Origin of the sequence: Candidatus Litorirhabdus singularis (genome assembly GCF_026262625.1) — a bacterium.
GTDB classification, from domain to species: domain Bacteria; phylum Pseudomonadota; class Gammaproteobacteria; order Pseudomonadales; family Halieaceae; genus Litorirhabdus; species Litorirhabdus singularis.
The window spans coordinates 1,522,486-1,539,539 of sequence record NZ_SHNN01000001.1 but is presented as its reverse complement, the minus strand read 5'-3'; the positions used below and the strand labels follow the sequence as shown (position 1 = coordinate 1,539,539).

Annotated in this window: 11 protein-coding genes; 7 read left to right on the top strand and 4 right to left on the bottom strand. The window is 55.0% G+C overall.

Annotated elements, in window-relative coordinates; translation table 11 throughout:
• The first annotated feature begins 29 nt into the window (after positions 1-29).
• Together EYC98_RS06880 and EYC98_RS06875 are read left to right on the top strand one after the other, a co-directional pair.
• Positions 30-2,036 carry a tetratricopeptide repeat-containing sulfotransferase family protein gene (locus tag EYC98_RS06880; protein WP_279244577.1) on the top strand — a complete coding sequence of 669 codons (2,007 nt, stop codon included), beginning with the start codon at positions 30-32 and terminating at the stop codon, positions 2,034-2,036.
• 71 nt (positions 2,037-2,107) lie between these two features.
• Entirely contained in the window at positions 2,108-2,743 is a 636-nt protein-coding gene (locus EYC98_RS06875) for a hypothetical protein (protein ID WP_279244576.1), read from the top strand.
• Positions 2,744-2,753: 10 nt separating this feature from the next.
• Here EYC98_RS06875 and EYC98_RS06870 read toward each other — a convergent pair whose 3' ends face one another.
• Genes EYC98_RS06870 through EYC98_RS06860 form a run of 3 tightly spaced genes read right to left on the bottom strand, consistent with a single transcriptional unit; the run spans position 2,754 to position 6,833 of the window.
• Positions 2,754-4,925 carry a tetratricopeptide repeat-containing sulfotransferase family protein gene (locus EYC98_RS06870; RefSeq protein WP_279244575.1) on the bottom strand — a complete coding sequence of 724 codons (2,172 nt, stop codon included), beginning with the start codon at positions 4,923-4,925 and terminating at the stop codon, positions 2,754-2,756.
• Positions 4,922-6,610 carry a tetratricopeptide repeat-containing sulfotransferase family protein gene (locus tag EYC98_RS06865; protein WP_279244574.1) on the bottom strand — a complete coding sequence of 563 codons (1,689 nt, stop codon included), beginning with the start codon at positions 6,608-6,610 and terminating at the stop codon, positions 4,922-4,924. Before EYC98_RS06865 ends, EYC98_RS06870 begins: the two co-directional genes overlap by 4 nt.
• A gap of 10 nt (positions 6,611-6,620) precedes the next feature.
• Positions 6,621-6,833, bottom strand: a complete 213-nt coding sequence (locus EYC98_RS06860; protein WP_279244573.1) for a hypothetical protein — start codon at positions 6,831-6,833, stop codon at positions 6,621-6,623.
• Positions 6,834-7,034: 201 nt separating this feature from the next.
• Between EYC98_RS06860 and EYC98_RS06855 the strand changes: the two genes are divergently transcribed.
• Entirely contained in the window at positions 7,035-11,081 is a 4,047-nt protein-coding gene (locus tag EYC98_RS06855; protein ID WP_279244572.1) for an autotransporter domain-containing protein, read from the top strand.
• A 223-nt stretch (positions 11,082-11,304) separates the two neighbouring features.
• Complete coding sequence (locus tag EYC98_RS06850; RefSeq protein ID WP_279244571.1) at positions 11,305-12,237, top strand: isopenicillin N synthase family dioxygenase; 933 nt, start codon at positions 11,305-11,307, stop codon at positions 12,235-12,237.
• 205 nt (positions 12,238-12,442) lie between these two features.
• Here the strand turns inward: EYC98_RS06850 and EYC98_RS06845 are convergent, their stop codons facing one another.
• Complete coding sequence (locus EYC98_RS06845) at positions 12,443-13,135, bottom strand: sugar transferase (RefSeq protein ID WP_279244570.1); 693 nt, start codon at positions 13,133-13,135, stop codon at positions 12,443-12,445.
• 329 nt (positions 13,136-13,464) lie between these two features.
• On the opposite strand from EYC98_RS06845, the gene EYC98_RS06840 reads away from it, so the two are divergent.
• Genes EYC98_RS06840 through EYC98_RS06830 form a run of 3 tightly spaced genes read left to right on the top strand, consistent with a single transcriptional unit; the run spans position 13,465 to position 16,986 of the window.
• Positions 13,465-14,712, top strand: a complete 1,248-nt coding sequence (locus EYC98_RS06840) for a glycosyltransferase (RefSeq protein ID WP_279244569.1) — start codon at positions 13,465-13,467, stop codon at positions 14,710-14,712.
• Positions 14,702-16,060, top strand: coding sequence for a lipopolysaccharide biosynthesis protein (locus tag EYC98_RS06835; protein WP_279244568.1), 1,359 nt, complete (start codon positions 14,702-14,704; stop codon positions 16,058-16,060). Before EYC98_RS06840 ends, EYC98_RS06835 begins: the two co-directional genes overlap by 11 nt.
• Positions 16,057-16,986 (top strand): sulfotransferase, encoded by a 930-nt coding sequence (locus EYC98_RS06830; RefSeq protein WP_279244567.1) that lies wholly within the window; start codon positions 16,057-16,059, stop codon positions 16,984-16,986. Before EYC98_RS06835 ends, EYC98_RS06830 begins: the two co-directional genes overlap by 4 nt.
• Positions 16,987-17,054 lie beyond the last annotated feature (68 nt).

Genomic DNA, 17,054 nt, shown 5'->3' with positions numbered 1-17,054 from the left:
ACTTTTTCGTTCTGCCCTCAGGATATCTCATGACCTCAACTTCGGCTGCTCCCAAGCCCGGCGATATTCAAAAGAGCATTGCCGCAGGCAATTTTGTCGAAGCCTTACAGAGCATCGACCGACTGCTCGCCATCGACCCGAACCATGCCGAAGGCCTGTATATGGCCGCGGTGTGCTACCGCTATACAAAGCAATATGCTGAGGCACAAACGTGTCTGGACTCACTAAAATCGACCTCTCATGATCGTGGACGCGTCTATCAGGAGCAGGGTCACCTACATCTAGCCAAGGGCAACCCGCAACAGGCATTAGCCGCCTTTGCCAATGCCTGTCAGCTGAACCCGGTGCTGCTGGCAAGCTGGCGCAGCCAACATCAAATTCTGCAGGCGATGAATCGCCCGCAAGACGCGCAGCAGGCTCAGGCTCAGGTAAAACGCCTACAGGCTCTTCCCAAAGCCCTGGTCGCCGTGTCTGACCTCATGTCTCAAGGCAAGCTGTTCAAAGCAGAAACGCTATGCCGCAAGTTTCTGCAGGCTAATCCCGCTCACGTTGAAGCCATGCGCCTGCTGGCTCAACTGGCAGTCCAGTTTGGCGTACTGGAAGACGCTGAGTACTTGCTGGAAAGTGCGGCAGAATTTGAACCAGAAAATATCCAGGTAAAAATTGATTTTGTTAATGTACTGCGCAAACGACAGAAGTTCGCCCAGGCTCTGTCCGCAGCAGAAAGTCTGCACCAACATCAGCCTGGCAACCCCCAGCTAAAGTCTCTGTATGCCATCGAGAAAATGCAGATGGGGGATTTTGATGGTGCACTTGCACTCTTTGCTGAGGTACTAAAAGTTTTACCGGGAGACGCAATCACCCTGACGTCTCGCGGACACGCCTTAAAAACCCGCGGTGATCAACAGGAGGCCATTGCCAGTTACCAGGCAGCAATATCATCCAACCCTTGGCACGGCGAGGCATATTACGCCCTCTCCAACCTCAAGACCTACCGTTTCAGTCAAGCTGAACTTGACGAGATGCTAGCCCTTGAGCAACGTGAGGAGCTGGGGCCGGCCAGCAAATTCCATCTCGCCTTCGCCCTGGGCAAGGCGTTCGAGGACGCAAAAGACTATACCCGCTCCTTCGAATATTATACGCAAGGGAATCAGTTGAAGCGGCAACAGAGTAATTATGACGCCGACACTATCTCGGAAGATCTCAAGCAGCAGCGCAGCTATTTCACCCGTGAAATTCTGGAGAGCCGCGCCAATGCTGGCCACCCGGCACCAGACCCTATTTTTATCGTCGGTTTGCCGAGAGCCGGCTCCACCCTGCTGGAGCAGATTCTGTCTTCGCACAGTCAGGTTGATGGCACCCTTGAACTGCCCAATATTCTCTCCACCGCGCAAAAGCTGCGGCGTCAGGGCCGCGACGACGACGGCAAAGCCTACCCGGAGCTGCTCCAGGACTTCAGCGATGAACAGCTGCAAGCGCTAGGGCAGCAGTATATTGAAGACACACGTATCCACCGCCAGGGCGCCGACTTCTTTATCGACAAGATGCCCAACAACTTTCGTCACATTGGCCTGATTAAACTCATTTTGCCCAATGCCAAGATCATTGATGCACGCAGACATCCCATGGCCTGCTGCTTCAGCGGCTTCAAACAATTGTTCGCCGAGGGTCAGGAATTCACCTATGACCTCATCGACATAGGCCGCTACTACAATGACTACGTCGAGCTCATGGCGCACTGGGACGCGGTAACACCCAATAGCGTACTGAGAGTCCAATACGAGAACGTAGTTGCAGACCTGGAAACCCAAGTAACTCGTCTACTGGACTATTGTGGCCTGCCTTTTGAATCCGCCTGTATGGATTTTCACAACACAGAGCGCGCAGTGCGCACAGCGAGCTCTGAGCAAGTCAGGCAACCCATTTACAAAGAAGGCGTTGAACAATGGACTCACTTCCAACCGTTTTTGGGTCCGCTGGAAACAACGCTTAAGCCTTCCCTGGATCAATATCGGCTAGCTTCAGCAAAGCCTTAGCAACATTCCAATAACGTCCCAATAATTCTAAAAGGTCCCGGGCAATGCTCAGGGAGGAGAGGGTAAACGTAATGACTAAATTCGTATTGGCAGGCGTTTGGCTGTTGGGCTGGATCCATGTGCTGGGCTTCTCTCCGGAGGGCGGCGAATCCGTCGCCGACACCATTGTCGGCATTATGCAAAATGACAAATCAGTCTACGATCCAATGGTATTCATGGTGTTTAACATACTGGGCGTATGGCCGATTATTATGGTGGCCATGCTAGTACAAGATACTCAAGGCAAACTAAAAGCATTCCCCTTTGCCATAAGCTCTATGATCCTGGGCAACAGCGCGCTGTATATCTATCTGCTGTTACGTAAAGAACAAAAACCCTTCGCTGGACGTATAACGCCGGTTATTCGCTTCGCGGAATCCAAAATCCTGGCGCTCGTCTTATTGGCTTCAACCATTGCTTTGTTAGTCTACGGTCTATCTCAGGGTAACTTCACTGCCTTTATGGAAACATGGCACAGCAATATATTCGTCAATGTTATGACGGTAGATTTCTTCCTGTTCCCGATTGCCTTTGCTTTCGTGCTGACGGATGACATGCGGCGGCGCAATATGTCCATCAATGGTTGGTTCTGGCTTTACGCCTTGCTACCGGCGCTGGGCGCGGTCATCTACCTGACCGTGAGGAAACCGTTACCGGATAATCGTTAACAGGGTGGTCTCAGCCCTGCTCGATCAGGTCCGGGCCCAGTGCGTCACACAATGGTTGCAGAAATTTTTCATACCGCCGCCAACGCTCTATCGAACTGGTATAAATCGGCTGTCGGACCTGAGCTGCGCTAGCAGTCCTCACCGAGCGCTTCGTCTTATGGAAATCCAGACACCGATCAGTCCACTCAAGACCGCAGTGTTCTATGATCCGTCTGGCCTGCATTTCCTGATCTGCAACAAGGTCCTCATAACATATTTCCAACAGTCGTCCTGCGGGCAGCACCGCTGTCCAATGCTGCATCAGGCGATAATACTGGCGATAATACTGGCCCAGCTCCGCCAGATCGTAGCTATACAGCTGCCCGCGGTTATAAAGTTTTGAGAAACCCGAAATACAGGTATCCAAGGGATTGCGCCTTATATGGATGATTTTGGCGTGGGGTAATATTAAATGTATCAGCCCCACGGCAAAGAAATTTGCGGGCATCTTGTCCGTAATCCGCAGAGCTTGCCCAAAACGCTCATGCAGTCCACTAACATAGCTTGCACCCATTTCAGCAAAGCCGGCCTGATCCGTTTCAGAGAGGCTGAAGGGGTAGTAGCATTCAGACTGCGGATTGTCGTGACTATGCGCCAGTGCGAGCAAATCAGGTAATTCACCCGCGCCGTATACCTGAGGATGGCTGGCAATAATTTGCTCGGTCAGCGTTGTGCCGGAGCGAGCCATGCCAAGCACAAACACCGGTAATTCCGAGGAACACCCACCCCCGACTGCCGAGGAAACCCGCTCTACATCAAAAAAGCTGATGAGTTGATCAACCAGCGTTTCTGTATCCGCTGGTGAATACTCGATACTGCGTCGTTTGATTGCGCAGGCGGAAAGAAAATGTGGGAACGCACTATTGTAGTCGCCAAGGTCGTCATAGCATTTACCCAACGCAAAATGCAGAGCCATGGCCTTGCTCTCATAGAGACCGTCAATATCCCGGACGCGAGCCTCCAGCTCGAGAAAGTTTTCATCTCCGGGTAGGGTCTTTCTCACCTGAGTCAGTGCTATCCGGGCAGCAAGACTGTCCGAGTCCAACTCCAGAGCCTGCAACTGACTGCTTTCGGCCTCTTTCATCAACCCTTGTTCCATAAGGAGACTGCCCTTACCGATGTATGCTCGCTGCAGGGCAGGGTCAATGGAAAGCGCCTGCTCCCATTGCTGCATCGCCTTTTCCGGAGAACCTTGCTCGGCATACACCAGTGCCAGGACACAATGCGCTTCAGCCTTGCCAGCATCGATAAGCAACGCACTATTCGCGGCTTCCTCTGCCAACTGCAATTGTCCCTGCTCATGAAAGACCCGGGCCCGTCCCAGATATGGCTCTGCATATTCTGGCCGCAGTTCAAGCGCGCGATCGAAGGCCTGCAAGGCAATTTCATATTTTTCCAGCGCCACAAACGCATTGCCAATATTGGAATGGGCATCAGCGAAGTCAGGTTTAACTGCCAGCACTTTGCGCAGGGTCGCCACAGCCTCTTCATAGCGCTCGTCCTCGGTCAGTACGGCACCCAGATTATTCATGGCTTCCAGATGCTCGGGCTGCAGCCGCAGTACCATTTCATAGCAGCGGATAGCCGCGGGCAAATCCTTGCGTTCGCGAAAGATACTACCCAGATTGTTGCGTGCCGCTGCCAGATCAGGGTTCAGCTGCAACGCCCTATGCTGGCAACTCTCGGCGGCCTCAAAGTCGCCCATATCATAATAGGCAATCCCCAGATTGCTATGGGCAACCGCACTGGCAGGGTCCAGTCGCACCGCTTCCCTGCCCTGCTCGATCGCCGCAGGAGTATTGCCCGCCGTACGATACATCTCGGCCAGGTTGGAGCGATACAAGCTGACCTCCGGCTGCAGCAAGACGGTCTTGCCCAGCAGCGCAATGCCACTCTCGAAGTCGCCCAATTGATGTTTAACAATAGCGCCCAAATGCAGCGCTGCGTGCATATCAGGTTTGTCTGCCAACAGTTTTTGCAAAATAGACCAGCTTTGCCGCAACTCTCCATTGCTCTGGTGTTTGTTTGCCAAAGCCAGAGCCTGCTGCGGACTCAAACGACGCGGCTTGGTTACAGTACGTGCAACAATAGGTTCTTCGGGCAGCGGCAGAACGCCATTGGGGAGCTTGCGAGTAAGGGTCATCGATAGTCAGCCACGATATCAAGCAGCGGTTGCAGCTGCGCGCTGTAATTCTTCCAGGCTCCCACCGAACTGCCATAAACAGGCTTGCGTACCTGCGCCAGGCTCGCCGTTCTTACCGGCCGCTGGTTTTCGTAAAAGCGCAGGCACTGCGGCTGCCATGCCATACCTATGTGTTCAATCATCGACCGGCTATATCCCTCAAGGTCGGCGACGAGATCTTCATAGCGCAGGGTCAATAGGCTGCCACTTGGCAACACCTTTGCCCAGTGCTGCATGAGACGATGGTAACCGAGGTAATAATTACCAATGTCCTGCAGATCATAGCTGAATTCCATGGTGTCATTGAATAAACGACTGTAGCACGACAGGCCGATATCCATAGGGTCACGCGCAATATGTATTATTTTTGCACCGGGCAGAGCCCGCGAAATCAGCCCAAGGTAGTAGAAATTGGCAGGCATCTTGTCTACGACTCGGGCGGCCTGCGGCGCAAGCCCGCGGATACTCTCAAGATAGGCCGTGCCCATCTCCGCGTAGCCGCTGGCAGGCATGGACTCCAGTCCGCGGGTGAACAACTCAGCCGGCGCGAGTTGCAGCTGTTCATTAACAACGCCGTTGAGGTTTTTCAGCTCGCCCGCGCCATGGACGTCGCTATGGCTGGACAGGATCTGCTCTACCAGGCTGGTACCGGAGCGTGGCATTCCGACGACGAACACTGGTGTTGAATCGAGCGGGCTCAATTCAGCGTGCATCTGCTCGAGGTAATCTGCATCGAACAATTCGATAATCGCGTTGCACTGCGCCTGCAGCCGGGATCGCGAGCTCTTCAATTGTCCCTTTTGTAAACGGTTACCCTGCTCAAAAGCGGTAAAAGCCCGCTCATAGTCTTCGCAGTCCGCGCGCGCCTTGCCCAGCGCAAAGTAGAGTTGGGTGCGCTCCTTGAGAGGCAGTCGCTCAGGATGCTGGGCCAGTTGCTCCAGTGACCGCAAGTGCGGGTCATCCGCTTGGTAGCGCTTCAAGGACGAAATAGCAAAGTGAGCTGCCAAGGACTCGGGCTGCAAATCCAGCGCTCGACCTAATTCGCTCCGCGCCGCGTCAATATCGCCCTCCCTGGCTAAAAGTGAGCCCAGGTTACTGCGCGCCTCGACATGATCGGGATTGATACCCAGCGCCTGCCGGTAGGCGTCGATCGCAGCTAACGGTGCTGCACATTGTTCCAGTGCAGAGCCCAGGTTATTCCAGGCCTTGCTATGAAGGGGGTCGAGCTCGACGGCCCGCTGATAGCTTGTAACCGCTGACTCGTTTGCTTCATGCGCAGACAGCGCAAGGCCCAGGTTGTAGTGGCTCTCCGCCTGCTCGTCATCCAGGCCCACCGCCAGGCGTGCACTTTCCAGCGCCTGGTCAAACCTGCCAAGACGTCGACAGATCTCGCCATAATCGCGATTGTATAGCACTCGGGAAGCGTTCAAGGCAATGGCACTGGAAATCAGCTCGGCGGCGACTGCCAGTTTGTCCACCCGGTAAGCGACCAGACCCAGGGCGTGATAAGCCGGATGAAACCAGGGGTCCTGCTCAATGACCTGCCGATACAGGTCCTCCGCATCGGCAAGCCGCTGCTCCGACTCACATTGCCGCGCCATGGACATGGCAACCGAAACGTCCGGGTACTGTGCTGGGTTGGACAACTCTCATTCCTTAATTAGCCAGTCGGATGTGCTTCGCGATCAGCATAGTAAATACCACATTCTGCGCAACAAAACATTCCAAGGGTGCATCGAGATTGATTTCGGCTAAAGAATACAAAGTCCTGACCACGCCAGAACAAAAAGTGCCCGGTATTTCAATACTAAATTGACCTCGAGCAAATTTTTCCAAAGCCGCAATGCTATCTGCTGTCAAAGTGGCCATCTTGTACTACGATATAGCTAGTCGCTAAACAAAGTTTAACAAGCAGGATTGGACTTGATCGCGGTAAGTGATGAAAAGCTCAGCTTTCAAAAGTTGACTGCCACCCCAGGGGAAAAAGTAATGTCCACCAAAAAAGTCAGCAAAAGCGCTAGGCAAACACGATCAAACAAGTCTCTCCCGGCCAAATGGAAGCGAGCAGTCATGCATAACGCCGTGGCACTGGCAGGCGCCAGTCTCGGCGCCACGGGCGCAATGGGCGCCTGCCCGGGCAATGTAACGGGCACGCGCACCATGGCATGTAACCTGACTGGTAGCGATTCGGTGACGGTAACCTCATCCGGCTCCATCGTGGTCAGCAGCGGCCCCAGCGCAATCAGCGTCGATTCGGCCAGCACCAACGTCACGATAACCAACGAAGGCACCGTCAGTGCCACCAGCACCACTGACGCCAGCGGTATCGGGGTAGATGGGGACTTTAACGGCACCATCAACAACAGTGGCACCATTACTGGCACGGTAAACGGCAGTACTACCGCCTCGGCAGCGGGTATTTACATCGCCGATGATGTCACCGAAAACTCCAGCATTACCAATAGCGGTACGGTAACCGCCGAGGCCACAGCTAGTGCCGGCGGTGCGGAGGCGTATGGGGTGGATCTGGATCACGACCTCGAAGGCACCCTGACCAATACCGCAGATGGCATCATCCAGGGAACCGCGACTGGCCAGTCCGCCACTGCCCACGGTGTGCTGGTGTATTACACCATGACGCCCACCGGCTCGATTACCAATAACGGCACCATCTCCGGAACGGCCAACGCGACCACTGCCTCAGCCGAAGCGGCGGGCATCTATGTTGATGATTATATGGAAGGCACTATCACCAACAACGGCACGATCACCGCCGAGGCCAACGGCCAGACATTTGCCAGTGCTACTGGTATTTATATAAGTTCAACCATGTACAGCGGCTCGCAAATAACCAACTCGGGCACGATCACAGCGGAGGCGACCGTGGTCTCCGGCGACGCTGAGGCCACTGGCATTTATATCTATGACATGGAAGGTGCCAGCCTCACCAATACCGAGACTGGACAGATTAACGCTACTGCCAGCGGGGAATCTGCGTCTGCTACCGGCGTAATGGTGTATTACACCATCGACGATACCAGCTCGATCACCAATCATGGCACTATTTCCGGAACGGCCAACGCAACCACTGCGGACGCCGAGGCGGTCGGTATCTATGTTGACGATTACATGGAAGGCAGCATCACCAACAGCGGCACGATCAGCGCCGAGGCCAACGGCCAGACATCTGCCAGTGCTACCGGCATCTATTTGAGCTCCACCATGTACAGCGGCTCGCAGCTGACCAACTCAGGCACGATCACATCGGAGGCGACCGCCGTCACCGGCGAAGCAGAGGCGGCTGGCGTTTATATCTACGACATGGAAGGCGCCAGCTTTACCAACACAGAGACCGGGCTTATTACTGCTACCGCCAGCGGCGACTATGTGTCGGCTACCGGCGCACTGGTATCAGGCACCATGGATATGGACTCAACCCTGACCAATGCGGGTACTATTACAGTACTGGCCACAGCAGCCACTGAGTCGGCCAGTGCCTGGGGTCTGTACATTGACGGCGATATGCAGGGTACCTTGAGCAATGACGGCACTATCACGGTGACTGCCAACGGTGCCACCGATGCCGAGGCCTACGGTATCGACCTCGATAGTGGTTTGGAGGGCACACTCAGCAACAGCGGCATACTGACCGTGACCGCGAACGGCACCGACGATGCCACGGCTGAAGGCATCACTATCGAAAGCTCCCTAGCGGATGGCTCCTCGCTGACCAACAGCGGAACTATCACCGCTGCCGCCACCGTAACCGAGGCCGGCTCCTATGCGGAGGCACGCGGCATTTACGTCGAAACCATGCTCAACGCCAGCTTGACCAATACCGAAGCTGGCACCATCAGCGCCACCGGCAGCGGTGCCTCCGGTGAGGCGACAGGCATTGAAGTCGACGCTATGGGGGCCGATTCATCAGTCGTCAACGCCGGCACTATCACGGTCTCCATGACCTCAAGCACCGGTGAGGCTGACGCCTTCGGCCTGCATATCGACAGCGCAATGGAGGGCACTATACTCAATTCCAGTGGCATCAGCGCAACGGCTGTCGCTGCCGGGGAAGCAGAAGCCTACGGCATGCTGATCCACAGCACCCTGGCCGCCACCGGCAGTGTGGAGAACAGCGGCTCGATTTCAGTGTCGGCCAGCGGTGGCGCCACCACAGCCTCTGCCGCAACCATGGCTGCCGGTATTTACGTCGACAGCATCGAAGCCGGTGCCAGTGTTATCAACAGTGGCACCATTGTGGCTGCTGCCAACGGCACCATGGCAACAGCAGCAGGCATGAGGGTTGACGGCTATATGGAAGGCTCGGTATCCAACACCCTGGATATCACAGTCTCTGGCACTGGCGGCGCTGCTGTTGGCGGTATTCTTATCGAATCGACACTGGCTGCAGCTGGCGCGGTTGAAAACAGTGGCACCATCAGTGTCACCGGGTCCGGTAGCGGCAACTCAAGTACGGCGGGCATCTATGTCGGGCAAATGGAAAGCGGCGCCAGCCTCAGCAACAGCGGCTCTATCATCGCCTCCTCTGGAGAGGGCGCCTTCTCCATGTATATCGATATGGGTATGGGCGGCAACGTCAGTAACAGCGGTCGCCTTGAGGGAGACCTGAACCTGAACGGCACATCCCTGAGCAATACCGGCACTGTTAGCATTCCGGCTGGTGTTACCGGCTTTGTCGGCGGGGACTACACCCAGGGTACAGATGGCGTGTTGGAACTTGGCGTGCTGGATGCCAGTGATGGCGGTTACGGCAAGCTGACGGTGGCCGGTACCGCCGATCTCTCGGCCAGCGGCGAGCTGTCGCTCATCGTCGACCCGGATGATGGTCTGGCGGACCAGGAAGTGATTCAGGACGTCATCTCGGCAGGTACGCTGATAACCGATACCCTGACCGTGACCGATGACACCACCTTCTGGAATTTCACTGCGGTCAATGACGGCGAGAACAACATCGATATTGAGGTAGAGCGCGGCCTATTCGTGGCCGATGCGATTATCCAAACCGGTCCCAGCTGGGCATTGGGCGCGGCGGAGTCTCTGGACGTCATTATCGAGGATAACCCAAGCGGCGACATGGCAGCTGTAATTGATGAACTGGGCTCTCTTGAGACCCTCGAGGAAGTCAGCGCTGCAACAGCACAACTGGTGCCGGTACTCGTTGGGCAGAGTTCGCAGATGGTCAACCTGTCACTCAACTTGTTGACTGATGCAACTATCAACCGGGTCGCCGCACGTCAGGGCATGGCCGCAGGCGACGAGCTAATGAATGGTCGAAACCTGTGGATCAGACCTTTTGGTAGCAGTGGAGAGCAGGATGACGTCGGCGATGTTCCAGGATATGACGTGGACAACCATGGGCTGATTATCGGCTACGACCAGCAAATTAATGATTCATGGCTGCTTGGCGGCGCGATTGGCTACTCGGAAGCGGAAGTTGAGGATAACTCAAGTCTGCTGAACCATGAGCTGGACGTCGACAGCATGCAGCTATCACTCTACGCAGAGTGGAACATCAGCGACAACGTGTTCATGGACTTCATCGGCGTGGCAGGCAGCAGCGAGTCAGAGTCAAAGCGTAGAATCCGGTTCGCCGAGATTGACCGCACGGCCGAGGGCAGCTATGACAGCTGGTATGGACGCGCGTTTGCCGGATTAGGGCGCGACTTCAGATACGACAGGCTGACAGTCACACCCATAATAAGCGCCACCTATACCACTATCGATGAGGATGCTTACACGGAGAAAAATGCGGACTCGCTGAATCTGGCAGTTGACGGCAACGACCTTGATGCGCTGGTGCTGGGCCTTGATGGCCGTGTGTCCTACGCGCTCGATGAACAGGGCTCGTCTATCAGTGCCCACGTGGGAGTAGGCTATGACACGATGACGGATAATGTGGCGTTGTCTTCCACCTTCGTCGGCGGTGGCCCAAGCTTCGTTACAACAGGTGCAGAGCCTGAAGAGCTCATTCTCCATGCTGGCATTGGTGTCGAGTTGCACGCCACCGACACAGTCGACATCTACCTCAATTACGATTACGAAGATCGGAGTGACTTCGAGAGAATGTCGATGACTGCCACAGTTCGCTGGGCTTTTTAGGCGGGCAACCCACTCACCGTAAATAAATCCAGCTCGGCTACAGCGAACCTGATAATCACGCTGCAGTCGGGCTGACACGTACCGAGCTTCAGACTCTATAATATCTCTTTTCGATGGCTGGCATGAGCAATAGCTCAGACCTGCTATGTGCTTGCTTCTGCACCCCATCAACAGGACAATTCGGGTGACAGACCGCGCAAGCAGACCCAGAGAAGAGCACACGATGAACACCAATATTCCAGTTATCGACCTCAAGGATATTGGCAGTCGCCAGACGCTGCACGCACTAGATGAAGCCTGCCGTCATTGGGGACTGTTTCAGGTTGTAGGGCATGGCATAAAGGCTGAGGGCATCAGCGCAGTGCATGATGAGATGCGCAATTTCTTTGCACAACCCCAAGCCAGCAAACTGGCTATATCACGCAGCCAGGAAAACCCCTGGGGTTACTATGACCAGGAGCGCACCGGCAACGAGATTGATCGCAAGCAGGTATTTGATTACGGCCCGGCAGATGGCGCCACCCAGCGCCCACAATGGCCGCATCAGGCACCGGGCTTCAAGTCAGCCATGCTAGAGCATTATGCCGCCTGCGAGCGCCTGGCATTTGTCTTTGTGGAAGCCATTGGCCATAATCTTGGCGCAAAACCTGGCCTGCTGCTACGCAGTTTTCAACCCTCGCACACCAGCTTTCTGCGCCTTAACTACTTCCCGGGCAAACACGGCGAGAGCGCAGCTACAGAATCGGCACTGGGCATTAACCCGCATACAGATTCAGGCGCAGTGACTGTATTGTCTCTGGATCAGGTTGCTGGACTTGAAGTCTTCGTGCAAGAACAGTGGGTGCCCGTAGCGGCGCAGGATGACGCGCTTGTCATCAACCTGGGCGACGTTGTCCAAGTGTGGTCAAACGATCGTTACAGAGCTCCCCTGCACCGCGTGGCTGGCAGCGGCAATGAAGCACGTTACAGTGCTCCGTTTTTTCTCAACCCCGCTTACAGCGCCAACTATGAGCCTCTGCACAGCACAGTGGACAAGGATCATCCACCGCGTTACCACACTATCAACTGGGGTAGGTTCCGCGAACTCCGAACACTGGGTGATTACGACGACTACGGTGAGGAGGTGCGGCTGAGCCAATATCTGAGACAGAGCTAAGGCTTTGGGCTCGTATACTCTACTTCGATCGCTCTAACCTGACCCTGCTTGGACAGCAGATAGGCTTGACCGGGTTTGAGCTACCACCCATTGGCAGGTTGCTGCCAGCTTCTTGCCCCACCCAATCCACGGCGTTGATAGCACGACGCGACACCTGGCGGGCATAGCGCGCAGTCTATGCGAACTGAACGCCATAGCTTGCACACTAGTAGGCTCCGCGCGCAAACAAGACGGCAGGAATAGTGCGCAACAAAAGCCGCACATCGGTAAGCAGTGAGCGCCCACCAATGTATTTGATATCAAGCGCCACCTGATCCTCAAAAGGAATATCGCTGCGCCCTGATACTTGCCAGATGCAGGTGATGCCCGGCTTTACCATCAATCGCTGCCTGTCGTACGCGGTGTAATTGGCCACTTCCTGCGGCACGGGTGGCCGTGGACCAACCAGCGACATATCACCGACCCATACGTTCCATAACTGCGGTAATTCATCAATTGACGCCTTGCGGATAAAACGACCGACGCGGGTTATACGCGGATCCTGTTTTATCTTAAAAATGGTGCCACCCTCCATCTCATTACCTGTCAGTAACGTCTGCTTGCTTTGCTCGGCGTCCAAAAACATTGAGCGTAATTTCCAACACCTGAACGGCGCGCCGCCCTGGCCCAATCGAGTTTGGGAGAACAACACGGGGCCCGGAGAATCGGCTTTGATAGCTATTGCCATCAAGGCAAATAAAGGACTCAAGGCCAACAGGCCCAACCCCGCAACCAGACAATCAATAAAGCGCTTACTGCGCTCATAAATAATTACACCAGAGACTCTGGCAGCGGCACCACGCACACCGACCGACGGGCGTATTTTGTAGTCTTTCTCTTGCGACGATAAAGCAGGCATTGGTTTCTCCACAGAATAGATTTAATACTTCACAGATCGTATTGCAATACGCGCACCAAAACCCCAAGCCATTGATATTTATAGATAATTCACGTTCTAAGGAAATTCATCAAGCGGTAACTCGCGATACGAGTTTCAATTTGCGAGCTGAATTAGGAAATGGCCACCAAGACAAGCGTCGCAGACACTAAATTGTCACCGCAGAATGCTTAGGAGGGAGAAAAAAGCATTATTTTTCAATAAGTTAGCGATTTCGTCGAGAGTTTTTGTGTGGTTGGCATGTTCACTGCACTACCTCCAATCACGTTAGTCACTGTGCGAGAAAACCGATGAAAAAGCTGCTGTTTATCACTCCAGAACTGCCATTCCCCGCTCAAAGCGGCGGCAAGGTGAAAAGCCTCAAACTGCTGCAAACATTAGCAGAGCGCTATGAAGTCACTCTTGCCTGTCCGCTCAAGCTTGAAGACGCCAGCTATCTGGAGGAGTTCTACACCATATCACCTTGCCGTAATCATCTTCACGATGCCCTGCACATACCACGCAGCTTTGGCAATCTGGCCAGAAGTTATCTCAGCCGTATACCGCTAAACGTCTTACGCAGCCACAGCCCACAGTTACAGGCCGGCATCGCAGCGCTGGCCGGCGAGCAAGACATCGTATTTCTGGATCACTACGAGGTATTTTCCTATCTGCCGCCCGCCTACGATGGCCTCACTGTTTATCATGCGCACAATGCGTACTTCAAAATGTGGCAACGCTTTGCCGAGCTCCCGGGAAATCCCGCTATGCGGTTTGCAGCCTGGCTCGAAGCAAGACGGGTAAAGAAATATGAAACTTCTGTTGCGCAACTGACGGACCTGACCTTTGCTGCGCCAAACGATGCTCGTGAGCTAGCAGACCTCGGAGTCGACGCCGCCAAACTACATCAGACTTTCCACCTCGGCGACGACCAACAACTGGAACTGCCCGACCTCCTCCATGCAGCAACATCGAAGAAGCTTATGTATGTCGGCTTCCTGGGATGGGAGCCTAATGCCCAGGGCTTGTTGTGGTTTATTGAGCAAGTGTGGCCAAAGCTGGTCAAACGCCACCCCGAGCTGCGCTTTGATATTGTCGGCAAGAATCCGGATCAACGTCTGCAGGCAGCTGCGGCAAATTGGGAGGGAATCTCCCTGAAAGGCTTTGTTCCCGACCTACAAGAGATCTACCGTGACAGCCGCGTATCAGTGGCACCGCTGCTGTTCGGCAGTGGTATGAAGGTCAAGGTGCTTGACGCGATGGCGCGCGGTATACCGACGGTAACCACAAGCGTGGGTGCGGAAGGTATCGATGTGGAGCACGGCAAACATTTACTGGTCGCCGACAAGCCCCATGACATGGCCAACGCTGTGGACCGTCTGCTCACTGACCCGCAGCTCTGGCAGCGCCTGCAGCTGAATTCTCGTGATCTCATACGGCGGCGTTACACCTGGAGCGCTCTGTTTAAGCAGATGCATCGAACCCTGGACATGGGCTTACGTAACAATGGCTCCGACAACGGTGTTCCTGAGGCACGGTACTTACAACATGCTGGCTGAGCTGAGCGCCAGTCAGGTTGCTGCTCCCGCCATCGATCAGTCCGCCCTGCGCCGGATACGCCGGTTCCTGCCCGTGTGCAAACTTGCTGCCAGTCGCGGTGGCGCCATTCTGGCGCAATTCGCCGCCCAACTGGTGGTAGGTACTATGGCAGGCGCGGGGGGGCTGGGCGTTTTGCAGTTATTTACTTCCTGGACATGCTTGGCAGGGGAAGTACTGGGAATGGGATTACCCACCAGAGCCATGCGTATGGCATCGGTCGCCTACGGCGAACAGCAGGGTGACGCTATAAGGCAGCTATTAAGAAATGCCCGCCGCAGAATAGTGCGTCTGTGGTTATTGTTAGTGCTTCTGGCCGCTATTCCGCTAGCTATGTTTCTGCCCGTGGATCAGCCGCCTAACTCGACGCAGTATACGTGGTTACTTATGGGAGTTGCCTTCACTGCTCCACTGTTTGCCTTAGTCAGGTTGTATGCCGAATCGCTAAAGGCGACCGGAGCCGCACTGGCGGCAGTCACTCTGGAAAGCCTGACTTCACCCATGGCACTGCTACTGGTTTGTGCCGTTTGCTGGGTTACCGGGCAGGCGCTTACAACGATAACGCTGCTAACAGCTTTCAGCCTGAGCCTGCTGATCACTCCACTAGCGTTACACTCCAGACTCAGGCAAAAACTGGCGCAACTGCCACCCGACGTGCCCCCGCACAGACAAGAAAAAACGTCACCTACCTCGGTACGCAGAGAGCTACTTTCGCTTTGGGCATGCGGCGTGCTCAGTATCGGGTTCATGCATTTACCGTTTGTTGTCATGCCCCTGTACGTCGACACTGCAGAGATTGGAGTGTTTTCCGTAGCCCACAAATTAATCAACGTGGTGACTACCTTACTCCTGTTACTGGCAGCTGTGTTCGCCCCCGTATTTGCGCGTCAGGCGGCGGCAAATGACGCTCCCGGTATGCTCAGCCTGCTACGCCGCACCCAGCTGATTTCAACCGCCGTATTCCTGCCCGTAGCAGTTGCACTGATCGCTCTGGCGAACCCACTGGCCGGATTGTTTGGTGAAGAATTTGGCGATCTTGGAATATATCTGACGATACTAAGCATCGGATATCTGATCAACGCAGTGACTGGCCTGTCGGGCGTTATGCTCAACATGGCCGGCGCAGCAGCAAAGGAGCTTTCGACCCTGGTGCTTGCAATGCTCGCAGCGCTGGGAGGCAGTCTGTGGGTCGGACCCGAATTCGGAGCTGCAGGCCTGGCCTGTGTTTTCAGCAGCAGTATCGCACTTAAAAATATCGCCTCGTATGCACTGGCGCGACACCATCTTCTTACAATGAGAGAGACTTCGTGAAACCACTGGACTTCCTGATTATCGGCGCACAAAAATGTGCCACGACCACACTGTTCGAGCATTTGCGCAGTCACCCGGACATCGCTATGCCACTGGAGAAAGAGGTACCGTTTTTTACCGGCGACGATTGTTCAGCGGAGAACTGGCAGGCTTTTGCGCAAGACAAGTTCGGCCCAGAGCAAAATGAAAAGTTGTGGGGCAAAGCCACCCCCCAATACATGTCTGATCCCAATGCCGCCGCCCGCATACACAAGCTTATGCCTGATACCAAGCTGGTTGCCATTCTACGTGACCCCATGCAGCGAACCTGGTCGCACTTTCGCATGGGACAACGGCGAGATACCGAGCAGCGAGAATTCTCCGAGGCCATCGCGTCACTGCTGTCCAACACCGAACCGAAAGAGGGGCAAGAGCTGGTTCTGCCTGATCACGCTAATGGTTATGAATCCGAGGCAGATTTCTACGTAGCATGGAGTGAATACGGACGCATTCTAAAAAAATTCTCCGCCTGTTTTAGCCCCCAACAACTACTGGTGCTCTACACAGAGGACCTGGAGAACGACCCGGCAGCCACGCTCGATCGCCTGCTGGCGTTCATTGGTTTACCCGTTGGCTTTCGTCCACCCACACTGGGAGAAGTCATCCATCGCGGCGGCGCCAGTAATCGAGTCCCAAATTCCGTGCGCAGCTGGCTGCGCGATCGCGGGCTGCTATACAGACTCTGGCAACTGTTGCCCGACGCCCACCGCGGACGCCTACGCTTTCAATATGAGCAGTGGAATGTCCGCAAAAGCGGCGACCCCATGTCCTTACCCGATCACTTGAGTGATCAACTGCGCAAGCACTACGGCGAGGATATCCAGTCACTGCTATCGCTCTCGGTAGACCCGCCCCCATGGGTCGACCGTTACCTGCCTTATAACTGAGGCTCCCTCAGTTTAACTGCCAATAGGTTTCAGCTATTGCATTGTGCGACTAGCGAGCTTGCAGTGCC

Coding starts and splice junctions, on each gene's coding strand:
- EYC98_RS06840 (WP_279244569.1), top strand. CDS start 13,465: ATGAAAAAGCTGCTGTTTATCACTCCAGAACTGCCATTCCCCGCTCAA.
- EYC98_RS06850 (WP_279244571.1), top strand. CDS start 11,305: ATGAACACCAATATTCCAGTTATCGACCTCAAGGATATTGGCAGTCGC.
- EYC98_RS06855 (WP_279244572.1), top strand. CDS start 7,035: ATGCATAACGCCGTGGCACTGGCAGGCGCCAGTCTCGGCGCCACGGGC.
- EYC98_RS06870 (WP_279244575.1), bottom strand. CDS start 4,925: ATGACCCTTACTCGCAAGCTCCCCAATGGCGTTCTGCCGCTGCCCGAA.
- EYC98_RS06875 (WP_279244576.1), top strand. CDS start 2,108: ATGACTAAATTCGTATTGGCAGGCGTTTGGCTGTTGGGCTGGATCCAT.
- EYC98_RS06845 (WP_279244570.1), bottom strand. CDS start 13,135: ATGCCTGCTTTATCGTCGCAAGAGAAAGACTACAAAATACGCCCGTCG.
- EYC98_RS06860 (WP_279244573.1), bottom strand. CDS start 6,833: ATGGCCACTTTGACAGCAGATAGCATTGCGGCTTTGGAAAAATTTGCT.
- EYC98_RS06835 (WP_279244568.1), top strand. CDS start 14,702: ATGCTGGCTGAGCTGAGCGCCAGTCAGGTTGCTGCTCCCGCCATCGAT.
- EYC98_RS06880 (WP_279244577.1), top strand. CDS start 30: ATGACCTCAACTTCGGCTGCTCCCAAGCCCGGCGATATTCAAAAGAGC.